Below are 23488 nucleotides of genomic sequence, written 5' to 3'. Positions count from 1 at the left end.
GCGCGGGCAAAGCCCGCAAACCTGGAAATCCAGAAGTGATGTCTTGGTAGTTCAACCAATTCGACAATCCGGCTCGCGCTGCCCGCGCGTTCCGGCATGGCGGAGACGCTAACGCTGCACGACGTCCTGATTACTGTGGTTGGAGGCCTGCTGCGGCCCGCGCGCGCCCATTGCCGCGATCTCCGTCTTAAGCAGGGCGCCCGGGCGCACGCGCTGGAGGCCGTTAACGACGATGCGGTCGCCGGACTTCAGGCCCGCGGTGACGATGCGCAAGCCATCGACCGCGCCCCCGAGCGTGATCGGCCGATAGACCGCGCGGCTGTCGTCGCCGACCGCCATCACGAACTTCTTGTCCTGGTCGGTGCCGATCGCGCGCTCGTCGATCATGACCAGCGCCTGCTGCTTTGGCTGGCCCATGCGCACGCGGGCGAACTGACCGGGGATGAGACGCCCGTCCTCGTTTCTGAACACCGCGCGGACACGGATGGTGCCGCTCTGGCCGTTGACCTGGTTGTCGATGAGCTGGATGTGGCCCTTGGCCGAGAGGCCGCCTGAGGTCGTCATCTCCACCGGGATCTGGTCTAAATTGCCGCGCTTGCCGGAGGCATCTGCGATCGAGTTCAGCGCCCGCAGCACCACCTCCTCATCCGCATCGAACGACGCGTAGATCGGATTGACCGAGACCAGCGAGGTCAGCACGGGGGAGGCGGTGCCGGCGGCGACGAGATTGCCGACGGTGATCTCGATCTTGCCGACGCGGCCGTCCACGGGCGCGCGCACCTCGGTGTAGTCGAGATTGAGCTTTGCGGTCTGGAGCGTCGCCTCGGCCGCCTTCACGTTGGCGATGGCCTCGCGGTAGGCATTGTCGCGCTGGTCGTAGTCGCGCCGCGTCACCACGGCGTTGCCGACCAGCTGCGCGCCGCGCTCGAGCTCGCTCTGCGTGAACACCACGCGCGCTTTCGCCGCTTCGACCTGGGCGGCGGCCTTGTCGACCTCGGCCGCGTAAGGCGCCGGATCGATCTTGAACAGAACGTCACCGGCCTTCACCAGCGCGCCTTCGGTGAAGTTGGCCGACAGGATCGCGCCAGCCACGCGCGGGCGAAGCTCGACGCGTTGGATCGCCTCGAGCCGGCCGGAGAAATCGTCCCACAGCACCGTCTGCTTTGGTTCGATCAGCGCGACAGTGACGGGGACGGCTTGCTCGGCCGCGGCGGTCGCGGTCGCCTGCGCGGCACGAAAGTAATGGCCGGTCGCGATCGAGCCGGCTACGACGAGAGCGCCCACGATGGCGATACCGCCGAGAAGGCGGCGGACACGGCCAGGGCGAGAGGTATTTTGGGAGGGGGGCATTTGCGCGCTCCAGATATGTAGTGTTCACTACAGATGTGGAGCTGGATACCGCAGCGCAAGATACTTATGTACCGTCCGCTAAGAAAATTGTAGCCGCTTACCGCAAGAGTTGGCAAGTGGAAGAGAAAATAAAGCGAGAACAAATAGATAGGATCAGGCGTTAGGTCAGGGACGACGCCGATTTCGAGGAGAACAGGCACATGGGCATGGGACGCCCCCGCGAATTCGACGCCGAGACGGCGTTGGATCAGGCGATGGAAGTGTTTTGGCGCCATGGCTATGAGGGTGCCACGATCGCTCAGTTGACCGAGGCTATGGGCATCAATCCGCCCAGCCTCTATGCCTGTTTCGGCAACAAGGAAGGGCTGCTGAAGGCCGCGCTCGACCGCTATACAAAACTGCGCAACGTCTGGATGGACGAGGTGGTGGCCGCGCCCACAGCCCGCGACGTCGCCGAACGGATGCTGATGGGCATCGCCGACAAGCAGACCGATCCGGCCAACCCGCCCGGCTGCCTGCTCGTGCAGGGCGGCATTGCGTGCGGCACCGGATCAGAGAGCGTCCCCTTCGAGCTCGCCGCCCGCCGCGCGGAGAACGAGGACCAGCTTCGCGACCGTTTCATCCGCGCCAAGGCCGAAGGCGATCTCAAGCCGACCTCGGATCCCGCGGCACTCGCGCGCTACGTCTCGGCCGTCTCGGTCGGCATGGGCGTGATGGCGTCCTCAGGCTCCGATCGCGAGGCATTGCAGCAGGTCGCGAGCGTGGCCGTGCAGGCGGTCGAGGCACAGTCGGCCGACAGAACTTAATCGCCCTCGATCAGCTCGCCATTACTTTGCAGCCAACAACGGCGGCGGGACGAAGCCGCCGAACTCGCGTTCGATCAGTCCGGCGAGCGCAATCGTCGTGCGATCCTCGAGATAAGGCCCGATGATCTGGACGCCGATTGGCAGGCCCGATGGCGTGCGCTCGATCGGAACGGCCGTTGCAGGCAGTCCGCAGGTCGAAGCGGGGTCTGCCCAGATGAAGCACGCATCGGCATAGGGATAGAGCTGTCCATCGATATCGAGTTGCCGCGCGTCGAACGGCTCGGACTGGTCCTGTGGAAAGGCCGGCACGGCGGCGGCCGGGTAGATCACTGCGTCGAAATCGCGGAACAGCTCCTGCCACCGTTGTTGCAGCCGCAAGCGCGTCGCATCGGTCGCGAGCCATTCGCGATGGATCATGCCCCAGCCGCGCGCGCGCTCGGCCTGCAGGCTGCGGTCGTCGGGCGAGAGTGCCGCGGCAACGCCTTGCGCCTCTGCGAAGGCGGCCGGTGTCAGGCGTGGACTTCGCGCCGCGTTCAACAGCTTCATGTAGAGCCGCGCGGATTCGGCGAGATCGGGCAGTGACGCACTCGAGCGCGCGACCCGTGCGCCTGATCGTTCGAGCCGTTCCGACAGCCGCCCGATGGCGGAACGCACGGCATCGCCCGTCGGCATCAACGGATGCGTATCGATCACGAGGATCCTGAAATCCCTGAGCCGGTCGTGTCGCGGGGCCGGCAGCGCAAGACGATAGCCGATCCCGTCGCGCGTCTCATCCGGCCCCGCGATCACGTCGAGCGCGAGTGCGAGATCCGAGGCGGTGCGCGTCATCGGCCCGACGACAGCCAGATCGCCCTGGCCAGGCACGGGCGGCGCCGGCGGCAGGTTGTATCCGCGCAGCGGGACCAGGCCGTGGCTCGGCTTGTGTCCGAACACACCGCAGAAATGTGCCGGCACCCGGATCGAGCCGCCGATATCCGAGCCGATCGAGAGCGGACCGAACCCTGCGGCCAGCGCCGCGCCCGATCCGCCTGAGGAGCCGCCGGGCGATCGGCCGAGATCCCACGGATTGTTCGTCGTCCCGTAGATCTCATTGTAGCTCTGAAAATCCCGCAGACCGATCGGGATATTGGTCTTGCCGATGATGACAGCGCCCGCCGCCTTCAACCGCGAGACGACAAGGGCGTCTTCCGCCGGTTGGAAATCCCTGAACTGCGGAAAGCCCCATGTCGTCGGCAGGCCGGCGACGTTGAATGGTTCTTTCAACGTCACGGGGATGCCGAGCAATGGCTGCCGCTCGCCGCGGCCAAGCGCGGCATCGGCGGCGCGCGCGGCGTCTCGTGCGTGATCGAAATCGCGAACGATGACGGCATTGATCCGCCCGTCCAGCGCCTCGATGCGCGCGATCGTATGCTCGATCAACTCCGACGCAGAAATGTTGCGCGCGTGTAGGGCGCTCAGCAATGTGCTGATCGAACCATAGTCCCAGTCAGTGGCGGTCGATCCGGGCGGCATCACGATCTCCATTGTCTTGCATCGCCGCGTCGATGTCGCTCGGCTGCAAATCGATCCGAGTATCGAGCATGCAATTTGGCAGATGGGATGAGGAGGCCGCGCAACGGGAACCAGATCTGTCCGCCGGTCGGGGGCCGAAGGCGGCGCCCGGCCATCAGATCGCGGGATACGCACTCTTGCGGCGCTCTATGGGCTCTGTACGCGCTGCTACTCACGTGGCATTGGGGGCGGTGAAGCCTGGATACTGACGAGCATGTTCGCCCTGACATTCCTTGGGACCTCCGCCAGCGTTCCGTCGGCGGAGCGCAACCATCCGGCTCTCCTGGTGGAGGCGGCGGGCAAGCGCGTCCTCATCGATTGCGGCGAGGGTACGCAGCGCCAGTTGCTGCGCAGCGGCGCGGGCTTTCGACGGCTTGGCCGCATCCTGCTGACGCATGCCCATCTCGATCACGTGCTCGGCATCCCCGGTCTCTTCTCGACGCTGGGGTTGCGCCAGCAATCGGACGTGATGACCGTCCATGGAGGCCAGGGCACGCTCGACATCGTCACCCGCATGCTTGCCGGCCTGTGGGGCGCGGGCAGGGCGCCGATCCCTGTGGAGTTCGCACCGCTAGCCGAAGGACAGGTTATCGACGCCGGCGACTTCACCATCGACTGCTTTCCGGTTCGCCACCGCGACACCGACAGCTTTGGTTTTTGCTTCCAGAGTCCCGCACGTCGCCATCTTGAGCGGGAGCGCCTCGCCGAACTCGGTGTTCCCGATGGGCCGCTACGTGGAGAACTGGCCGCGGGACGACCAGTCGTGATCGCCGGCCGTACGATCGATTCGGAAGACGTTCTGAGGCCACCGAGCGGCGGCAGGAAGCTCGTGGTCATCGGCGACACCGAAACTACCGACGGGCTGTCCGAACATGTCGCCAACGCCGATCTGCTGGTGATCGAGGCGACCTTCCTCGATCGAGACGCCGCGACCGCACGGGATTATGGCCACCTCACCGCACGCGAGGCGGCTTCATTTGCCGCTGCGAACAATGTCGGGCAACTCGTGCTGAATCACATGTCGGGGCGTTATCGGGACGAAGAGATTTTGGCCGAAGCGACCATGATTTTTCCGAACACGCGGATCGCCGCCGACTTCGATCGCATCGTGATTTAGCGGCCGCTCAAATAGAGCGCAACCTCTGACGATCTGATTGTGAGCTGCCTATCTGGAGTGGCTGGGGAACTAGGATTCGAACCTAGACAAACAGAGTCAGAGTCTGTTGTGCTACCGTTACACCATTCCCCAACGGAATAGCCGAACAAATTCAATGACTTGTTGATTTGTCCGGCTGTGGCCGATGGCACTTATCGCGCAAATCACGGCTCAGGCGTGGGAGGGTTTCTACCCGCTCGGCTGTGGGCTGGCAAGCGCTGCGAGGCAGGGTGTTTTGCGGTCCACTTGGGGCGTGCGGGCCGTGGGATCGCGGACTCCGGCGGCGCGCCCCGGCGGCGCGCGACCGTTTGCCTCATCCGAAAATCACGCTTCCTGGTCGGATCGTCAGGCGCCGCATCGTCCTTCGGACACACACACCAAGGAGATCCGTGATGCCCTATGTCGATGGTTTCGTGCTGGCCGTGCCGAAGGACAAGATCGAGGCTTACAAGGCGCTGGCGAAAACGGCCTGCGCGATCTGGATGGAGCACGGTGCGCTCGATTACGTCGAATGCATCGGCGACGACGTGCCCTATGGCGAGCTCACCTCGTTTCCGCGTGCCGTGATGGCGAAGGAGAACGAGATCGTGGTGTTTTCCTGGATCGTCTATCGCGACCGGGAGACTCGCGACGCCGTCAACAAGAAGGTGATGGCGGACCCGCGGCTGAAGTTGGACGGCATGCCGTTCGACGGCAAACGCATGATCTATGGCGGCTTCACGACGCTGCTGAGGGCGAGCGACCCCGTGTGGTGAGGGCGCTGACCAGCCCACACGTCGCTGCTTGTCAATGCAGCCTCGTGGCAAGCCGTCACTTGCCGATATAGCCTTTACGTCAAGGCCGGCCATCTCGTGCACGACCTCAACATCGGCGGCAGTCATCAGATCGTCCGCTCGGAGCGCAAGATGCCGTCGGCCGCGACCGAGGCAGCCCGGTGTCGCATTGCGTGACGCCGTTCGAATTCGAAGGACGGCTCTCGCGCGTCACCGTCACCATGCACGACGACCAGAAGCTCGACGGCGACGCCGTCGGCAACGCGCAGATGGCGCGGCAGTGAACGCGCGAAAGAGCTACTTGATCTTGTCGTAGGCCGCCGCGAAATCGCCGAGCGGCATCGGGATCGCGATCGTTTCCTTGGCCATGTTCTGGAAGGAGACCTTGAGCTGTTTGCCAGACCGCAAGGTCGCAAGCAGGTCCGGTGCGATCGGCGTCGAGGCGTAGCAGCCGCGGTTCTCGCAGGTCTGGATCTGGAGATCGATCGTCTTGCCGTCGTCGACCTGGAGCTTGGCGCCGATGGGAAGGTTGAGGCCGAGCGGCAATTGCAGCAGCGCCACCGGTGTGCGGGTGTCGGGCGCGATGCGGATGTTGATCAGGACGATGGTCTGGCCGGTCTTGGTCAGGACCGCGTTCTGCTCCATCGCGCATTCGAGCGGTGCGTCGCGGCTGACGCTGGTGCAGCGCACGACCCAGCCGGGCTGCTGCGCCGGAGCGCCGTCAGCCTGCGGTTGCGCCGGAGCCGGTGCGGGCTGTGCCGCCGGGGCAGAGGGAGCCGCGTTCTTCTTGGCGCCTTGCTGGGCATGCGCGGCACCCGCCGACAACAGGACAGCGGCGATAAGGGCGACAAGTCTGGATTGCATGGGCATGGCAAAACCGCGTTGACGTGAAGCGAGGGCCTCGCTGTAACGTCGTGAGGCGCGCGGTGCAAGCTGCTACTCGGCAGCTTCCTTAACGGTGCCGTGCTCGACTGTCTCGTCGCCTTCGCCGTCACCCTTACGGCCCCAGCCCGAGAACCAGTTGTTGAGCTCGTCGAGATAGAGATAGACGACCGGGGTGGTGAACAACGTCAGCGCCTGGCTGACGATCAGACCGCCGACCATGGCGTAGCCGAGCGGCTGGCGAATCTCGGCGCCGGTACCGTGGCCGAGCATCAGCGGCACGCCGCCGAGCAGGGCAGCCATCGTCGTCATCATGATCGGACGGAAGCGCAACAGCGCCGCCTGCCGGATCGATTCCGCCGGTGTCTTGTGCTCGTCGCGCTCCGCAGCGATGGCGAAGTCCACCATCATGATGCCGTTCTTCTTCACGATGCCGATCAGCAGAATGACTCCGATCAAAGCAATGAGGCTGAACTCGAAGCCCGCCGCCATCAGGATCGCGAGCGCGCCGACACCGGCCGAGGGCAGGGTCGACAGAATCGTGATCGGATGGATGTAGCTCTCGTAGAGGATGCCGAGGATCAGATAGACCACGACCAGCGCGGCGAGGATGAGGAGCGGCACGGTGCCCAGCGACTGCTGGAACGCCTGTGCCGTGCCCTGGAAGCTCGAATTGAGCGTCGGCGGCGCGCCGAGATCGGCCATCGCCTTCTGCACGGCCTCCGTGGCCTGACCGAGCGCGACGCCCTGGGCGAGGTTGAAGCTGATCGTGATCGCCGGGAACTGGCCCTGGTGGCTGATCGAGAGCGGGCGGACCGGATCGGTGCTCCAGGTCGCAAATGTCGACAGCGGCACCTGGTCGCCGGTCAGCGGAGATTTCAGGTAGAGCTTGTTCAGGCTCTCGAGGCTGCCCTGCATCTCCGGCAGGATCTCGAGGATCACCTTGTAGGTGTTGAGCTGGGTAAAATACTGCGTGACCTGACGCTGTCCGAAGGCGTCGTACAGCGTGTCGTCGATCAGCTGCGGCTGGATTCCATAACGCGCTGCGGTATCACGATTGATCTTGAGCTGAACCGTGGTGCCCTGGGTTTGCTGGTCTGTCGCGACGTCGCGCAGTTGCGGCAAGGTCTGCATCTTGGCGAGGATCTTCGGCGCCCAGTCGTTGAGCTCAGTGAGATCGGCGTCCTGTAGAGTGAACTCGAACTGCGTACGCGTCGGGCGGCCGCCGAGCCGAACGTCCTGAGCCGCCTGCATGTAGAGGCGGGCGCCGGACACCTTCTCGAGCTTGGGACGCAGCCGGGCGATGATCTGCTGCGCGGAGGCTTCGCGTTCGTTGCGCGGCTTCAGCGTGATGAACATGTTGCCGTTGTTGCCGGCGCGGCCGCTGCCGCCGATGTTCATCGCGATGGATGCGATGTCGGGATCGTCCATCACGATCTTGCCGAGCTCGACCTGGCGGCGCTGCATCTCCGCGAACGAGATGTCCTGGGAGGCTTCCGAGGTCGCGGTGATCAGGCCGACGTCCTGTTGCGGGAAGAACCCTTTCGGGATCAGCACGAACAGATAGACCGACAGGGCGAGAGTCGCGAAGAAGATCGTGAGCGTGGTGCGGCGCCAGGCCAGGGCATGGTCGAGCACCCATTCGTAGCCGCGCAACATCGCATCGAAGCCGCGCTCGCTCCACTGGTAGAATTTGCCGTGGGTGACCTCGCCATGGGCGCGTAGGAAGCGTGAGGCCATCATCGGCGTCAGGGTCAGCGACACGAACATCGAGACGAAGATCGTCATCGCCAGCACGACGGCGAATTCGCGGAACAGGCGTCCGATGATCCCGCCCATCAGCAGCAGCGGAATCAGCACCGCAACCAGCGAGATGCTGATCGACACGATGGTGAAGCCGATTTCCTTCGAGCCCTTGAAGGCCGCCGCCATCGGCGATTCGCCTTCCTCGATGTAGCGCGTGATGTTCTCCAGCATCACGATGGCGTCGTCGACGACGAATCCGACCGCGATGGTGAGCGCCATCAGCGACAGATTGTCGAGCGAATAGCCGAACACCCACATCAGCGCGCAGGCGCCCAGCAGCGCTAGCGGCACCGTGATGGTGGGAATGACGGTCGCCCAGAAGCTGCGCAGGAAGATGAAGATGACCATGACCACCAGCGCAATGGTCAGCAGCAGCGTGAACTGGACGTCTTCGACCGCGGCGCGGATTGTCGTGGTGCGGTCGCTGATGACCTCGATCTTGATCGCGGGAGGGATCGCTGCGACGAGGCGAGGCAATGTCGCCTTGATCCGGTCGACGGTCTCGATGACGTTGGCGCCGGGCTGCTTGAACACCACCAGGAACACGCCGCGTTTGCCGTTGGCCCAGGCCGCCTGCTTGGCGTCCTCGGGGCCGCTGACCGCCTGGCCGATGTCGCGGATCCGCAACGGACCGCCGTTGCGATAGGCGATGATGACGTCGTTCCAGTCCTTGGACTGGGTCAGCTGGTCGTTGGCGTAGATCGTGTAGGCGCGTTTGTCGCCGTCGATGTTGCCCTTCGGACTGTCGACCGTGGTGATCGCGATCTGGCTGCGCACGTCCTCCATCGACAGGCCCTTGGCGACGAGTTTCGCCGGGTCGATCTGGATGCGGATAGACGGCTTCTGCTGGCCGCCGATGAAGACCTGCGCCACGCCGGAAAGCTGGCTGATCTGCTGGGCGAGCTGGGCATCGACCGCGTCGCTGACGCTGGTCAGCGGCATTGTCTCGGAGGTTGCCGACAACAGCAGGATCGGCGCGTCGGCCGGGTTGACCTTGCGGTAGGTCGGCGGCGAGGGCAGGTTCTTCGGCAGCTGACCGCTCGCGGCGTTGATGGCGCCCTGCACGTCGTTGGCGGCGCCGTCGATGCTGCGGTTGAGGTCGAACTGGATGGTGATCGACGCGGTGCCCAGATAGCTCGTCGAGGTCATCTGGGCGATGCCGGGAATCTGGGCGAATTGCCGTTCGAGCGGCTGGGCCACCGACGAGGCCATGGTCTCCGGGCTGCCGCCCGGCAGATTGGCGGTGATCTGGATGGTCGGGAAGTCCACCTGCGGCAGGGGCGCGACGGGCAGCAGGGGATAGGCGACGAGACCGACGAAGAGAATGCCGGCCATCAGCAGCGAGGTGCCGATGGGATAACGGATGAAAGGTGCCGAAATCCCGCCCGCGTTCATTCCCGTCGAACCTTGTTCTGGGCCGGATCCGTACTCGCCACGGCCGTGGAGACGAGGCTTCCGGGCTGGACTTTGAATTGGCCGCCGGTGATCACCTGCTGTCCGGGCGTGAGCCCTTCGTCGACGACCGAACGTCCGTCGATGGCGTAGCTGACCTTGATCTTGTGCACCTCAGCCTTGTTGTCCTGATTGACAGTATAAGCGTAGAGGCCGTTGGTGGAGTGCTGGACCGCGTCATCCGGGACAACGGTCGCATCCTTCAGGGTGCGCACCAGCAGGCGCGTCGACACCGATTGACCGGGCCAAAGCGCGTGGTCCTTGTTCTCGAACACCGCCTTGAGCCGGATCGTGCCGCTGCTCGTGTCGACCTGGTTGTTGATGACCGCGAGCTTGCCCTCGGCCAGCGTCTTCTTGCCGTCGGTGGTGAAGGCGATCACCCTGAGCGCGCCAGTTTTCTGGCCCTCGCTGATATAGGGCAACTGATCTTCCGGCGCGGTGAAGATCACCGAGATCGGCTCGACCTGCGAGATCGTGACGATGCCGGTCTGCGTCGAGGAATTGACGATGTTGCCGACGTCGACCTGGCGCAGGCCCGCGACGCCGGTGATCGGCGCCTTGACCTGGGTGTAGTCGAGCTGCGTCTGCGCGTTGGAGATCGAAGCTTCGTCGGCGGCGATCTGCGCGGTGAGCTGGGCGACCGTGGAGCGCTGGGTGTCGACCCGCTGTGCGGTGGCGAATTCGCCGAGTTTCATGGCGCGCTGGAGCTCGAGATTGGCGTTGGCCAGATTTGCCTCGTCCTGGGCCTTCTTGGCCTTGGCCTGGTCGAGCGTGGCCTGATAGGGGCGGGGATCGATCGAGGCGAGGAGCTCGCCCTCCTTGACGATCTGGCCTTCGGTGAAGGCGATCTTGTCGATCTGGCCGTCCACCCTGGTCCGGACTTGGACGGTGTTGAAGCCCGCAACCGTGCCGAGACCGGTCAGGTAAACCGGAAAGTCCACCTTCTGGACCGGCGAAACGCTCACGGGGACGGCGGGCGGGCGCTGCGGCCCCTTCTGTGCGGTCTGGGTTTTTCCGGCGTCGGGCGAGCCGAATTTCTGCCAACCATAGTAACCCGCGGAGGCCACGGCCGCGACGATCAGAATCCAGAGGATCAGCCGGGACTTTTTCATTTCGTCTCGTGTCAGCTGGTATGCCCTTAGTTACGAATTTTGGGGCAATCATAGGGTTCCAGCGCGCTTGTATAATACACGCCAAGTTCCAGTGTAAACAGCACTATCGGCTGAGAATCCTAAACAATTGGAAAGCTTTGCACTGCTTAGGCAGCTCCGTGTCACTACGGTGTGCAGTGCTGCATTCCCCCGCGACGAACGATCCGCGAGTAAATCTTGTGCAATGCTCGGAAGCGGTGTGCGCGGGATAGGGATGCGCTGCGCGGGGCGGCTCGCAAGAACGGTTCTAAGTCGCGCGGAGGCCGTTTCGGTTGTCAGGCAAACCGGCATCAGTCATATCGGCGCGCCACAACGGGAGCGCAGGATGGACGAACTGAACGGCAAGCTGATCGCGTGTCAGATCCTGATCACGGGACTGATCGCACGCGTCGCCAACGAGCAGCGTGATCCCTTGCGCTTTCTCACCGACTTCCGCGACGAGATCAGAGCCGTCGTCGGCGGCGTCAACATTGCCGGCATGGACAACAGCGATCGCGTGCGCGCCGTGGCGCAGAAGACCGTCGACGAATTGTTCTCGCTGATGAAGCCGCCAAGTAGCGATTGACGATGCGCGCGCGATCGCCGATCTCGCGGCATTTTCGTGCGCTCTTTAGAACGAATCCAATCGTGCTTTAGAACGATTTCAAACTGCAGTTTAGAATCGCTTTGATCTGGACTTATTCAAGGGTTCTCGCGGCTTACTCGCATTGACCCGCTATTTTGCGGTCGATACCAACACTCCAATCGCTCGTCGAAGTGAATGGGCGAACAGGAATATGGGGCGTGTTGGTAATGGGGCAGGTGGTCGCACCGAAGTCGTTGCGTTCGGTCGCAGCATTCGATGAGAAGTTTACGAGCGTTTCCGGCAAGAAGGTCTCCGCAGTCGCCGGCCTGATCGCAGCAGCATCGGTGTCGAGCGGTGCGGAGGCGCAGCAGTCGAACCTGCCGCCGGTAACGGTCGATGCGCCGGTCGCGCGTCCGCGCCCGGCGGCTTCGAAGCCGACGGCGGACCAGGTCCGCGCGCGCAATGCGCTTCGCCGCGCCGCGCAGCGTCAGCAGGCGGCGCAGCAGACCGCTCCCACCACGCCGTCCGGCGAAGTCGACCGTAATCCGTATTCCGATCCGGCGGCGCCCTACAAGGTTGACCACGTCCAGGCCTCCGGCAAGTTTCCGGAGCCGATGCTGAACACGCCGAAGACCATCACCGTGCTCAGCAAGGAAGTGCTCGAGGACAAGAACGCCACGACGCTGAAGGAGATCGGGCGCTCGACCGCCGGCGTGACGCTGGGATCTGGGGAAGGCGGCAACGCGTTCGGGGATCGCTTCTTCATCCGCGGCTTCGATGCGCGCAACGACGTCTTCATCGACGGTATCCGCGATCCCGCGGTCTCGATCCGCGAGAACTTCTTCACCGAGCAGATTGAGATTCTGCGTGGGCCGGCCTCGTCCTACGCCGGCCGCGGCACCGCCGGCGGTGCCATCAACATCGTTACCAAGCAGGCTGGCGACGTCAATTTCAAGCGAATGGACACCGAGTTCGGCACCGACCGGACCAAGCGGGTCACGCTCGACGTCAACCAGGTCATCGATCCCACGTTCTCGGTGCGCGCCGGCGGCCTGTTCCAGGACGCCAACGTCGCCGGCCGCGATTACGTCACCGACAATCGCTGGGGTTCGTTCATCTCGACCAGGTATACCCCGACCAACGACATCAAGATCACGACGAACTACGTCCACACCGACCTCAGCGGCTATCCTGATTTCGGCGTGCCCTACTACAAGCAGGGCAACGTCCCAGTGACGTCGGCGGGCATTCCGCGTGGCAACTGGTACGGCTTCCTCAACCGCGACTTCCAGACCGCGCGGCAAGATTTCGGCACCGGCACGATCGAGTACAAGGTCAACGAGGCCATCACGCTGAGCAGCAAGGTGCGCGGCGAGCACTCGCTGCTGAATTATATCGGCACGCTGCCGCAGAACCCGGTTACGACGAGCCCCAATCCGCTGCTCTGGACGACGACGGCGAGCGCGCAGAGCCGCTACCAGAACGTGGACGTGTGGGCCAACCAGAACGAGGCCACCTTCAAGCTCGACACCGGCGGGGTCAAGCACACGGCGGTGTTCGGCGTCGAATATTCGAACGAGAATATCTCGATCGACCGTTACACCGGCCTCTCGTCGGAACTGTTCGGCGGCGGCTCGACCAGCAGCGGGGCGGTCACGGGGGTGAACCTTTACTCGCCGCAGTACACCTACATTCCCTTCAGCAACACGCCGTCGCTGGTTGGAAATCCGACGCGCTATGGCGTCAACACCAGCAGCGTCTACGTCATGGACACCGCGAACTGGCAGGACACGATCATCGTCAATGGTGGCGTGCGCTACGATGGCTACAGCCAGAGTTCGTCGACCAACGCGGACCATCTCAAGCAGAACGCCGATCTCGTCAATTACAACGTCGGCCTGGTCTACAAGCCGATGTCGATCGGCAGCCTCTATGCGGCCTATGCGACCTCCGCCAATCCGTTCGGATCGGAGCTTGATGCGACCGCCACCGATTACGGCGGCATTCCTGCCAACACGGCTATCTTGCTCGGGCCGGAGCGCAATAAGGCAGCCGAGCTCGGCACCAAATGGGAGCTAGCTGATCGCCATTTGCTGGTCAGCGCCGCGCTGTTCCAGACCACGAAGGACAATGCGCGCGAAACCGTCAGCGGCCTGCTGACTTCGGGCGCTGCCTACAGGATCCAGGGCATCGATATCGAGGCCGAAGGCAAGATCACCGATCGCTGGAGCATCTTCGGCGGCCTGGTGTTGATGCAATCGAAGGTCACGCAGAGCGGTGTCGCCTCAAATCTCGGCCTGCAGCTTGCCAACGTGGCTCATCAATCGTTCAGCATGCTGACCAAGTACAAGTTCGACGACGGCTGGGAGCTGGGCGGTCAGGCGGTGTACCGTTCGAAGGTGTATGGCGGCACGTTCGCCGCCAACACCGGCAACGAGCTGCCGAGCTACTGGCGCTTCGACGCGTTCGTCGAGAAGAAGATCGACAAGAACTGGACGATGAAGTTCTACGCCCAGAATCTCACCAACAAGCTCTACTACGACACGCTCTATCGCAGCGCGGTTCCCTTCGTCGCGGTCGCGCCGGGGCGGGCGTTCTACCTCATCACGACGGCGAAGTTCTGATCATGTTGACCTGCCTTCCTGGCGTCCTGAGCAAAGATGATGTGGCGGATTTCCGCCGCATCATGGACGCCAGCAATTGGGAAGACGGGCGCTCCACCGCGGGCTCGCAGTCGGCGATGGTCAAGCGCAACGAGCAATTGCCGCCGGACAGTGAGGTCGCGCGCAAGCTCGGCAACCGCATCATCTCGGCATTGACGTCGAACCCGCGCTTCATCGCGGCGGCGATCCCGCTCCAGATCTTCCCGCCGCTGTTCAACCGCTATGCAGCCAGCAGCGGCCACCATTTCGGCCTGCATGTCGACAATGCCATCCGCGGCGACCGCCTGACCGGCCTTCGCATCCGCACAGACCTCTCGGTGACGCTGTTCCTGGCCGAGCCGGAGGAGTACGACGGTGGCGAACTTGTGATCGAGGACAGCTACGGTTCGCACGAAGTCAAGTTGCAAGCCGGGGACTGCGTGCTCTATCCCTCGACCAGCCTCCATCTCGTGACCCCGGTGACCAGGGGAACGCGGGTTGCATCTTTCTTCTGGCTTCAGAGCATGATACGGGACGATCAAGCCCGGAGCATGATCTTTGACCTCGACACCGCGATACAGGCGCTGGTGGAACGGCTCGGGCGTGACGATCCCGAAACGGTCAAATTGACGGGTATCTATCACAACCTCATTCGCTACTGGGCCGAAGTATGAAGATCATGTCCTTCCAAGCAAGCCTTGCCGCAGCTCTGGTGCTGGCGGCCGCCTGGCTTGCATCCCCTGTTTCTGCCCAGACGCAAGCCGCGCCCGCGGCACCGGTTCAATCGACGGCTCAGCCGTCAGCGGTCAGCCCGGCCCCGGTTGTTGCTCCGCCTGCGGCGCCCCAAGCTGCCGTGCCGGCGGCTGCAAAGTCCGATACGGCAGCCGGCATCGCGCCCGCCATGAAGGAATTGTCGCCCTGGGTGATGTTCATGTCGGCGGACATCATCGTGAAGGCGGTGATGATCGGGCTGGCCTTTGCATCGCTGATGACCTGGACGGTGCTGATCGCGAAGTCGATCGAATTGTCGATCGCCGCGACCAAGCTTCGTTCGGCGCTGAAGAAGATCGCAGAGGCGCGCTCGCTCGCGGAAGCGCAGATGGCGCTCGGCGCCAAGGCGGGCATCCTGCCGTCCTTCCTGGCGGCGGCGCTGCGGGAGGCGCGGATGTCGGCCGGCCTCTCCAGCGACACCGCCATCAAGGAGCGGGCGGCTTCGAGCTTCTCCGAGATCATGCGGGCGGAGGCGCGGCGCATCCGCGTCGGTATGGGCGTGCTCGCCACCATCGGCTCGACCTCGCCCTTCGTCGGTCTGTTCGGCACCGTGTGGGGCATCATGAACAGCTTCATCGGCATCTCGAAGTCGCAGACCACGAACCTCGCCGTCGTCGCGCCCGGTATCGCCGAGGCGCTGCTCGCCACAGCCATCGGTCTGGTCGCCGCCATTCCCGCCGTCATCATCTACAATTACTTCTCGCGCGTGACGAAGAGCTATCTCGAGCTCGTCAGCCGTGCCTCGGGCGCTGCGGGGCGGTTGCTCTCGCGCGATCTCGACCGCAGCCACGGCAGCGTGCATTCGCGCGCGGCGGAGTGAACCATGGGCGTTTCGCTCGCAGACAATGATGACGACGACGATTTCGGCGAAACGCATGAAATCAACGTCACGCCGTTCATCGACGTCATCCTGGTGCTGCTGATCATCTTCATGGTCGCAGCGCCGCTCTCGACCGTCGACCTGCCGATCGATCTGCCGATGTCGAGCGCGACGCCGCAGAAGAAGCCGGACAAGCCGACCTATCTCAGCATCAAGCCCGATTTGACGCTTGCCATCGGAGAGAACCCGGTCCACCGCGCCGAGTTGATCGGCACGCTCGATGGTCTGTCCGACATGAGCAAGGACAAGTACGTCTTCCTGCGCGCCGATCGCTCGGTGCCGTATGGCGAGTTGATGGGCGTCATGGAGCTGTTGCGCTCCGGCGGCTATTCGCGGGTGAAGCTGGTTGCGCTGGAAGGCGCTCCGGGAGCGCCTGCGGCAGGCGCCGCTCAGCCTTAGAGGCCCGCGATGTCGGATGAGTCCAGACCAGCCCGGACGCTTTGGATTTTGGCAGCGCTGGCGGCGCTCGCGCTGCATCTCGGTGGTGCCGCGCTCGCGCTGGCGCACCTGCGGGCCGACGACGGCGACGATGGCCTCGGCGCGGCCGGCGCGGAGTTCGCTGTCGAGATGGCCTCGCCGAAGGCGCCTGACACCGACCTTCCGCCGGGACCGGATAGTGAGGCGATGCAGGAGCAGCAGGCGCTTCCCGAGCAAAAGGCCGAGACCAAGGAAACCGAGCTTCCAAAGGATCAGTCGCAACAGGTCGACGATCCCGATCGGGTCGTCACCGAGAACATCTCGAAGAAGCCGCAGGACGAGGATCCGAAGATTGCGGCGGTCGAAACGCCCGCTGCGGAAGCTTCGCCGAAGTCCGTTGCGACGGCGCGGCAGACGCTCGACGAGGACGCGCGCGAGGCCGAGAAGGCGCTGGCGCCTGTGCTCGGCATCGGCAAGGATATTTTGAAGCTGACAGCCGACTGGAATCGCAAGATCAGCGCGCATCTCACGGCCCACAAGGTCAATCCGGAGGGCAAGGAGCCCAACAATCAGAAGGTCAAGGTCAGCTTCGCGATCAATCGGCGGGGCAACGTGCTTTCAGTCGACGTCGTCGAGTCGTCCGGGGATGCAGCTTACGATGCGGCCGCGATCTCGATTGTCCGCAAGTCCGATCCCATCCCGCAGCCGCCCGCCAGCCTGACCGACGACCGGTTCGAGCGCACCGTCGACATCATCTTCACGCCGCCGGACGCAAAGAAAAAGAAGAAGACGGCTCAGCGCCAGTAGAGCCTGATCCCGACATAGACCACGACAAGGCAGGCGAAGATCAGGGCCACCGGGAGCGGCCGTTTCTGGGTTGTGCCCGCGGTCGCTGCCCCGAAGAAACTGGTCTTCTTCGGCTTCGGTTCTGGGCGGCGGAAAGCGGTAACATTGTCCGCAGCCGGTTCGGCCGCCCGAGGGCGGACATCAGGCGGGGTTCCCGCGCCGCCCATCTCGGCATAGTAGGCCTTGTAGATGGCGCCGATGGTGGCCTCGGTCGCCTCACCCTCGTTCATCTGCGCCTGCAGGTTCTTGTAGCTCACGAGGAACTCCTGCGCCCCAGGAGGCAGCGCGGACGACCCGTTGAGCTTGGCCATCATCTTCCAGGTGGCGAAATCGGCGCGGGCGCGGGTATCGGCGCGTCGCGCGATCAGCATATCGGCAGCTTTGACCAAGTCGGCCTCGAGCCCTTCGGCTTGTGTTCGGGTGTGTCGCTGTTCAACTACGCATTGCCGGTCAGAATGAGAACAGCCTGAATCACATAACCGGTCAACGTTCGCAGTATTGCTGAAATAACATCAAGATTTAGACCGAACTGGGAGCCCGCCAGCGGTAGCAGGATCAGCAAGCCGATCAGGATCAGCATCCCGAACGGCTCGAGCCGCGCCAGGGGCAGGGCGAGCGGCCGCGGCAGCAGCCCGACCGCGACGCGCCCGCCGTCGAGCGGCGGGATCGGCATCATGTTGAACACCGCCAGCACCGCGTTGATCAGCAGTGCGTTCTTGAGATTGTCGAAGATCCATTGCGCCGAGTTCGCGGGAGCCCAGGGCAGGGCGTGCAGGGCAAGAGCTGCGGCCAGCGCCAGCAGGATGTTGGTGGCGGGCCCGGCCAGCGCCACCCCTACCATGCCGAGCCTGGGGTCGTTGAGCTTGCGGAAATTCACCGGCACAGGCTTGGCATAGCCGAACAGGAACGGCGAATGCGCGAACAGCAGCATCGCCGGCAATATCAGCGTGCCGAACGGGTCGATGTGCCTGATAGGGTTGAAGCTGACACGGCCGAGCTGCCATGCCGTGTCGTCACCGAGACGATATGCGACGAAGGCGTGCGCAGCCTCGTGGAAGGTGATGGCGAGCACCAGCGGCAGCACCCACACCGAGAGGTCATACAAAGAAATGTTCACGGCTCGTCCGTCCCGATTTGCCTGCGGTCTTGCAGCCGACCCAGCCAACCGGTGGTGCAGCAACGCTTCACCTCAACATAGGGTGGGCGGTTCCGAAATGCCACGCCGCAAATAATCGGCGAGACCGGCGGCCATGACGTCGAGCCTTGGCGCCGGATGAGCTACGTCGGGATCGTCCCCTCATATCGGATCATGCCGTCCTCGATCGTCACCCAGCCCATCTTTTCGCTGACCCAGATATGCTCGGTCGGCACAAACGCGTTGCGATCGTCGAAGGTCGCCAGCGCGACGCCCGCCAGTGTGCCATTGCGCCGCCAGGCGAACAGGCGCGTGCCGCAGCGTTTGCAGAACACCCGGTCGATGCGCTCGGACGATGCATAGCGGTCGGTGTCGCCCTCGACGGTCAGCGCGCGCTGGTCGAATTGCGCACGGGCGAAATAGGGCGAGCCCATCGCCTTCTGGCAGAGGCGGCAATGGCAGATGCGGACGTTGAGCGGCTCGCCCTCGGCCTTGAATCGCACCGCGCCGCACAGGCATCCGCCTTCCCGGATCATGCGACCCGCCACTCGGCGACCTGACGCGCCATGCTCCAGTTTAGCTTGTCGAGTTCGCCGTCCATGTCGGAACTCCTGCGTCTGGTGTTGGTGAAGGCGGCCCAGCAGAAGCCGCCATGGGTCCGTACCGCAATCGTGCTGGTGCCCGGCAGGCTGCCATTGTGCCACCAATTGTCTGACTTGTTGACGCAGAAGCCTTTGGCGTAGTTGGGGCTGTCAGCGGGTGCGGTGGTCATGATCTCTATGGTGCGCGGCCGTAGGATGTTCGCGGGCTTCGTGTAGCCGTCGACATGCATCAGAAACTGAACCAGATCCGCCGGCGTCGCGATCCAGCCACCATGGGAATCCATCCGCGGGACGTTCATGCCGTAGGGATTTTCGCCCTGGCCGTAATAGACGACTTCGCCGTCCTGGCGCTGCTCGCGCGTGTCGCGCGCGATGGTCATGTCGGTGACGCCGCAGCGTGCGAGCACCTCGCTGCGGACATGCTCGGCATAGGATTGGCCAGTGAGCTTCTCGATGACGCGCCCCAGCACGCAATAGCCGAAATTCGAGTAGGCGTAGCGTTGGCCCGGCAAGAGGTCCAGCGGCCGGTTGGCGAGCGTCCAGGTGATCAGCCCGGCATGATCCATCCGGGTATGCGTGAACATGGGATCGCGGTTGTCGTTGCTCCAGCCGCCGGCGGTGTGCGTCAGGAGATGCTCGAGCGTGATCTGGTCGATACCGGCAGAGTAGGGCGGCGGCCCGTATTCGGTGCCGAGCAGCGCGCCGGGGCCGAACACCCGGTCCGTCAGCTTGAGGCGGCCCGCCTCGATCAGGCGGAAGATCGTGACCGACGTGATCATCTTGCTGACGCTGGCAATCCGGAACAGATGCCGCGGCGTCAGGGCCTCGTTCCGCTCGATATCGGCAACACCGAAGGCGTCCTCGTGGACAACAGTGCCGGCATAGCCGATCGCAAAGGACAGCGCCGGCACGCCATATCTGTCCATGAAGCTGTGCGCGAGCCGTGCCATGGCGTCGCGCTCGGCCGGCGACGGCGGGCCGATGTTCGCCGGGTTGGGCGTGAGTTGCGCAAGCGCATCGTGCGAAAGCAACGGCAGCGCGCTCGCCGCGAGCTTCACAAAATCACGCCGCCCAAACCGCATGGTGCGCCCCTTCGGACGGCCGTTGCCTCAGTACGTCGCCCGTCCGCCGGAGATATCAAACACCGCGCCGGTGGAGAAGGCGCAATCTTCGGATGCGAGCCAGCTCACCATCGCGGCTAGCTCTTCCACCAGCACAAAGCGCGCTTTCGGAATCTTCGACAGCATGAAGTCGATATGCTGCTGCGTCATCTGGTCGAAGATCGCGGTCTTCGCAGCCGCGGGCGTGACCGCATTGACGAGGATGTCATGTGCGGCCAATTCCTTGCCGAGCGACTTGGTCAGCGCGATCAGGCCGGCCTTGGAGGCCGAATAGTGCGAGGCGTTCGGATTGCCTTCCTTGCCGGCGATCGAGGCGATGTTGACGATGCGCCCGTATTTCTGCTTGAGCATCGCGGGCACGATCGCCTTGCAGACGATGAAAGGACCGTCGAGGTTGATGCGTAGAACTTTGCGCCATTCCTCGAGGTCGGTCTCCCAGACCGGCTTGTTGACCCCGGCAATGCCGGCATTGTTGACGAGGATGTCGATCTTGCCGAAGGCGGCAAGCGTCGCGTCGCGGGCCTGCTCGACGGCCGCGGTATCGGTGACGTCGACCTTGAAGACTTTTGTTTCGCCGCCAATTTCCTTTGCCGTCTTCTCGGCCAGCGCGGCGTCGAAATCCCAGATCGCGACCTTGGCGCCGGAGGCGACGAAGCGCTGAACGATGGCGCGGCCGAAGCCCTGCGCGCCGCCGGTGACGATGGCGACACGGCCGTTGAGATCGATCTTGTTCATGCCAAATCCCCTTATCTGTCCCTCATGGTGAGGAGCGCGCACTTGCGCGCGTCTCGAACCATAGAGCCCGTGGCCTATCCCTCGAGACGGCGCTGACGCGCTTGCTCGGGATGAGGAGTGATCAGAGCATGTAGCCGCCGTCGACCACGAGGGCGACGCCGGTAGTGAAGGCGCTCTCGTCACTGCCGAGATAGACCGCCATGGACGCGATCTCGTCGGCGGTGCCGAGCCGGCCCATCTTCTGGCGGGAGACGAACATCTCCTTGCCCTGCGGTCCTTGCGCCGCGGCGCGGTCGAGCATCGAAGGCGTCTCGACGGTGCCGGGGCAGATGCTGTTGCAGCGGATGCCCTTGGTGATGAAGTCGAGCGCGACCGCGCGCGTCAGCAGCGACACGGCCGCCTTCGAGGCGCTGTAGACGTAGCGGTTGGCCGGCGGCCGCAGCGCCGCGCAGGAGGAGATGTTGACGATGCTGCCGCCGCCGCCCGCGAGCATGTCCGGCAGGAAGGCCCTGATGGTCCGGTGCATCGACTTGACGTTGAGGTCGAACGAGAAATCAAAATCCTCTTCCGAGCATTCGAGGATGGTGCCGTGGTGCACGAAGCCGGCCGCGTTGAGCAGGATGTCGACCTTGCCGACGCGCTTGGCGAAGGCGTTGACGTCGGCGGTGCTGCGCACGTCGAGCTTGGCGACCTCGGCGATGCCTTCCTTGGTCAGGCTCGCGATGCCGCTCTCGTTGATGTCGGTGGCGATGACGGTTGCGCCTTCACGCGCGAAGGCGACGGCGCATGCGCGTCCGATGCCTGCCGCTGCAGCCGTGACGACGGCGCGCTTTCCCTTGAGGCGGTCTGCCATTTTCTTCTTTCTCCTCGATGTGCTCAGTGCCGTAGCCCGGATGAGCGCGCGAGCGCGATATCCGGGAGCCGATGTCCCGGGTGTCGCTTCGCTCACCCGGGCTACGTGTTCCTAATTCAGTGATTATCCCGCGCCACACCAAAGCTGCCGGCGACGTTCTGGTAGCGCGTGGCGAGCTCCATGCAGGCGCCGGTCGCGTGCTGGCCGACGGTGTTGCGATAAAGCTCCTGCCACGGCGTCTGGTTCGGCGGATGCTTGAAGCCGCCATTGGCCTTGAGCTCGGCGTGGCGCTTCTTCACCTCGTCGTCCGAGATGAGAATGTTGGCGCTGCCCTTGTTCAGATCGACGCGCACCTTGTCGCCGTTCCTGAGGATCGCGAGCCCGCCATTGGCGGCGGCTTCCGGCGAAGCATTGAGAATCGAAGGTGAGCCCGAGGTGCCTGACTGCCGGCCGTCGCCGATGCAGGGCAGGGACATGATGCCGCGCTTGATCAGCGCCGCAGGCGGCTGCATGTTCACGACCTCGGCGCCGCCGGGATAGCCGATCGGGCCGGTGCCGCGGATGAACAGCACGCAGCGCTCGTCGATCTCGAGCGAGGGATCGTCGATCCGCTCGTGATAGTCCTCAGGCCCCTCGAACACGACGGCGCGGCCCTCGAAGGCATTGAGATCGGTCGGATTGCTGAGGTAGCGATCGCGGAATTCCTTGGAGATCACGCTGGTCTTCATGATCGCGGAATCGAACAGATTGCCCTTCAGCACCAGGAAGCCGGCGTCCTTCACCAGCGGCTTGTCGTAAGCCCAGATCACGTCGTTGTCGGGCTTTGGTGCATTGGCGCAATTCTCGCCGATGCCGCGTCCGTTGACCGTGACCGCGTCCTCGTGGATGCGCTTGTGCTTCATCAACTCGCGCACCACGGCCGGCACGCCGCCGGCGCGGTGGAATTCCTCGCCGAGATAGAAGCCGGCCGGCTGCATGTTGACCAGCAGCGGCACGTCGTGACCGACCTTCTGCCAATCGTCGATGGAGAGCTCAACGCCGATGTGGCGCGCCAGCGCGTTGATGTGGATCGGTGCGTTGGTCGAGCCGCCGATCGCCGAATTGATCACGATACAGTTCTCGAACGCCTTGCGGGTCAGGATGTCCGAAGGCTTGAGGTCTTCCCAGACCATGTCGACGATGCGTTTTCCCGTCTCGTAGGCGATCTGGCCGCGCTCGCGATAGGGGGCGGGGATCGCCGCACAGCCCGGAAGCGAGAAGCCGAGCGCTTCGGCGAGCCCGTTCATGGTGGAGGCGGTGCCCATGGTGTTGCAATGGCCGACTGAGGGCGCCGATGACGCCACGATCTCCATGAATTCTTCATAGTCGATCTCGCCGGCGGCGAGCCGCTCGCGCGATTTCCAGACGATGGTGCCAGAGCCGGTGCGTTCGCCATTGTGCCAGCCGTTCAGCATCGGCCCGCCCGACAGCACGATCGCAGGCAGGTTGACGGTCGCCGCCGCCATCATGCAGGCTGGCGTAGTCTTGTCGCAGCCGGTGGTTAGCACCACGCCGTCAAGCGGATAGCCGTAGAGGATTTCGACGAGGCCGAGATAAGCGAGGTTGCGGTCGAGCGCCGCGGTCGGGCGCTTGCCGGTCTCCTGGATCGGATGGGTCGGGAATTCCATCGCAATGCCGCCGGCCTCGCGGATGCCTTCGCGGACGCGGTGGGCAAGCTCGATATGGTGTCGGTTGCAAGGGGAGAGGTCGTTGCCGGTCTGCGCGATGCCGATGATCGGTTTGCCGGACTGGAGCTCGGTGCGGGTGAGACCATAGTTCAGATAGCGCTCCATATAGAGCGCGGTCATGCCCGGATTATGCGGATTGTTGAACCATTCCTGCGAGCGGAGGTGGCGGCGAGCGCCGTTGCCGGCGGGGGCATGCCCATTGGTTGGTCTTTTTGTCATTGGTTTCTCCTGCAATGCAAACGCACTGGCGTCCGTTTTATGGTATCG

The 23488-nt window shown here is 64.0% G+C and carries 21 protein-coding genes and 1 tRNA gene; 9 read left to right on the top strand and 13 right to left on the bottom strand.

Features of this window, described 5'->3' with window-relative positions; genetic code table 11:
• Positions 1-108: 108 nt before the first annotated feature.
• Positions 109-1350, bottom strand: a complete 1242-nt coding sequence (locus AC0L3K_RS06120; RefSeq protein WP_007592370.1) for an efflux RND transporter periplasmic adaptor subunit — start codon at positions 1348-1350, stop codon at positions 109-111.
• A gap of 200 nt (positions 1351-1550) precedes the next feature.
• Here AC0L3K_RS06120 and AC0L3K_RS06115 point away from each other — a divergent pair, with 200 nt between their 5' ends.
• On the top strand, positions 1551-2156 hold the full coding sequence (locus tag AC0L3K_RS06115) for a TetR/AcrR family transcriptional regulator (protein WP_007592368.1): 606 nt from the start codon (positions 1551-1553) through the stop codon (positions 2154-2156).
• Between the two features lie 21 nt (positions 2157-2177).
• Here AC0L3K_RS06115 and AC0L3K_RS06110 read toward each other — a convergent pair whose 3' ends face one another.
• Complete coding sequence (locus AC0L3K_RS06110) at positions 2178-3668, bottom strand: amidase (protein ID WP_473365603.1); 1491 nt, start codon at positions 3666-3668, stop codon at positions 2178-2180.
• A 253-nt stretch (positions 3669-3921) separates the two neighbouring features.
• Here AC0L3K_RS06110 and rnz point away from each other — a divergent pair, with 253 nt between their 5' ends.
• Entirely contained in the window at positions 3922-4824 is a 903-nt protein-coding gene (rnz, locus tag AC0L3K_RS06105) for a ribonuclease Z (RefSeq protein WP_007592364.1), read from the top strand.
• A gap of 58 nt (positions 4825-4882) precedes the next feature.
• On the opposite strand, the gene AC0L3K_RS06100 is transcribed toward rnz, so the two are convergent.
• Positions 4883-4956 (bottom strand) — tRNA-Gln (locus tag AC0L3K_RS06100).
• A 299-nt stretch (positions 4957-5255) separates the two neighbouring features.
• On the opposite strand from AC0L3K_RS06100, the gene AC0L3K_RS06095 reads away from it, so the two are divergent.
• A complete protein-coding gene (locus AC0L3K_RS06095; RefSeq protein WP_007592362.1) occupies positions 5256-5618 on the top strand; it encodes a DUF1428 domain-containing protein in 363 nt (120 codons plus the stop codon).
• 315 nt (positions 5619-5933) lie between these two features.
• Here the strand turns inward: AC0L3K_RS06095 and AC0L3K_RS06090 are convergent, their stop codons facing one another.
• From AC0L3K_RS06090 to AC0L3K_RS06080, 3 genes are all read right to left on the bottom strand, one after another.
• Positions 5934-6506 (bottom strand): invasion associated locus B family protein, encoded by a 573-nt coding sequence (locus AC0L3K_RS06090; protein ID WP_035992875.1) that lies wholly within the window; start codon positions 6504-6506, stop codon positions 5934-5936.
• 66 nt (positions 6507-6572) lie between these two features.
• On the bottom strand, positions 6573-9719 hold the full coding sequence (locus AC0L3K_RS06085) for a multidrug efflux RND transporter permease subunit (protein ID WP_007592357.1): 3147 nt from the start codon (positions 9717-9719) through the stop codon (positions 6573-6575).
• Positions 9716-10888, bottom strand: a complete 1173-nt coding sequence (locus AC0L3K_RS06080; RefSeq protein ID WP_473365602.1) for an efflux RND transporter periplasmic adaptor subunit — start codon at positions 10886-10888, stop codon at positions 9716-9718. The genes AC0L3K_RS06085 and AC0L3K_RS06080 overlap by 4 nt, the downstream gene beginning before the upstream one ends.
• A 364-nt stretch (positions 10889-11252) precedes the next feature.
• Between AC0L3K_RS06080 and AC0L3K_RS06075 the strand changes: the two genes are divergently transcribed.
• The 6 genes from AC0L3K_RS06075 to AC0L3K_RS06050 all read left to right on the top strand — a co-directional run bounded on the left by AC0L3K_RS06075 (position 11253) and on the right by AC0L3K_RS06050 (position 17009).
• Positions 11253-11492: a hypothetical protein gene (locus AC0L3K_RS06075; RefSeq protein WP_007592354.1), complete on the top strand. Its 240-nt coding sequence runs from the start codon at positions 11253-11255 to the stop codon at positions 11490-11492.
• Positions 11493-11719: 227 nt separating this feature from the next.
• Positions 11720-14116: a TonB-dependent receptor gene (locus tag AC0L3K_RS06070; RefSeq protein ID WP_035992874.1), complete on the top strand. Its 2397-nt coding sequence runs from the start codon at positions 11720-11722 to the stop codon at positions 14114-14116.
• A 2-nt stretch (positions 14117-14118) separates the two neighbouring features.
• Positions 14119-14808, top strand: a complete 690-nt coding sequence (locus tag AC0L3K_RS06065) for a Fe2+-dependent dioxygenase (protein WP_007592351.1) — start codon at positions 14119-14121, stop codon at positions 14806-14808.
• The gene (gene exbB / locus AC0L3K_RS06060) at positions 14805-15725 is read left to right on the top strand and encodes a tonB-system energizer ExbB (protein ID WP_473365601.1); all 921 of its coding nucleotides are present in this window, start codon (positions 14805-14807) and stop codon (positions 15723-15725) included. Before AC0L3K_RS06065 ends, exbB begins: the two co-directional genes overlap by 4 nt.
• A 3-nt stretch (positions 15726-15728) precedes the next feature.
• A complete protein-coding gene (exbD, locus tag AC0L3K_RS06055; protein ID WP_007592347.1) occupies positions 15729-16184 on the top strand; it encodes a TonB system transport protein ExbD in 456 nt (151 codons plus the stop codon).
• A 9-nt stretch (positions 16185-16193) separates the two neighbouring features.
• Entirely contained in the window at positions 16194-17009 is an 816-nt protein-coding gene (locus AC0L3K_RS06050) for an energy transducer TonB (protein ID WP_007592345.1), read from the top strand.
• Here AC0L3K_RS06050 and AC0L3K_RS06045 read toward each other — a convergent pair.
• The 7 genes from AC0L3K_RS06045 to AC0L3K_RS06015 all read right to left on the bottom strand — a co-directional run bounded on the left by AC0L3K_RS06045 (position 16997) and on the right by AC0L3K_RS06015 (position 23440).
• The gene (locus AC0L3K_RS06045; RefSeq protein ID WP_035992870.1) at positions 16997-17419 is read right to left on the bottom strand and encodes a hypothetical protein; all 423 of its coding nucleotides are present in this window, start codon (positions 17417-17419) and stop codon (positions 16997-16999) included. The genes AC0L3K_RS06050 and AC0L3K_RS06045 overlap by 13 nt on opposite strands.
• Before the next feature lie 65 nt (positions 17420-17484).
• Positions 17485-18165 carry a site-2 protease family protein gene (locus AC0L3K_RS06040; RefSeq protein WP_007592341.1) on the bottom strand — a complete coding sequence of 227 codons (681 nt, stop codon included), beginning with the start codon at positions 18163-18165 and terminating at the stop codon, positions 17485-17487.
• Positions 18166-18326: 161 nt separating this feature from the next.
• A complete protein-coding gene (locus tag AC0L3K_RS06035; RefSeq protein WP_007592339.1) occupies positions 18327-18719 on the bottom strand; it encodes a GFA family protein in 393 nt (130 codons plus the stop codon).
• Positions 18716-19867: a serine hydrolase domain-containing protein gene (locus tag AC0L3K_RS06030; protein ID WP_473365600.1), complete on the bottom strand. Its 1152-nt coding sequence runs from the start codon at positions 19865-19867 to the stop codon at positions 18716-18718. Before AC0L3K_RS06030 ends, AC0L3K_RS06035 begins: the two co-directional genes overlap by 4 nt.
• Before the next feature lie 27 nt (positions 19868-19894).
• Positions 19895-20641 (bottom strand): SDR family NAD(P)-dependent oxidoreductase, encoded by a 747-nt coding sequence (locus AC0L3K_RS06025; protein WP_007592336.1) that lies wholly within the window; start codon positions 20639-20641, stop codon positions 19895-19897.
• A 121-nt stretch (positions 20642-20762) separates the two neighbouring features.
• Complete coding sequence (locus AC0L3K_RS06020; RefSeq protein ID WP_473365599.1) at positions 20763-21494, bottom strand: SDR family oxidoreductase; 732 nt, start codon at positions 21492-21494, stop codon at positions 20763-20765.
• Positions 21495-21610: 116 nt separating this feature from the next.
• On the bottom strand, positions 21611-23440 hold the full coding sequence (locus tag AC0L3K_RS06015) for an IlvD/Edd family dehydratase (protein WP_473365598.1): 1830 nt from the start codon (positions 23438-23440) through the stop codon (positions 21611-21613).
• Positions 23441-23488 lie beyond the last annotated feature (48 nt).

Source organism: Bradyrhizobium sp. MI1.10, from assembly GCF_055811035.1.
This window is presented reverse-complemented; position numbering and strand designations above follow the sequence as displayed.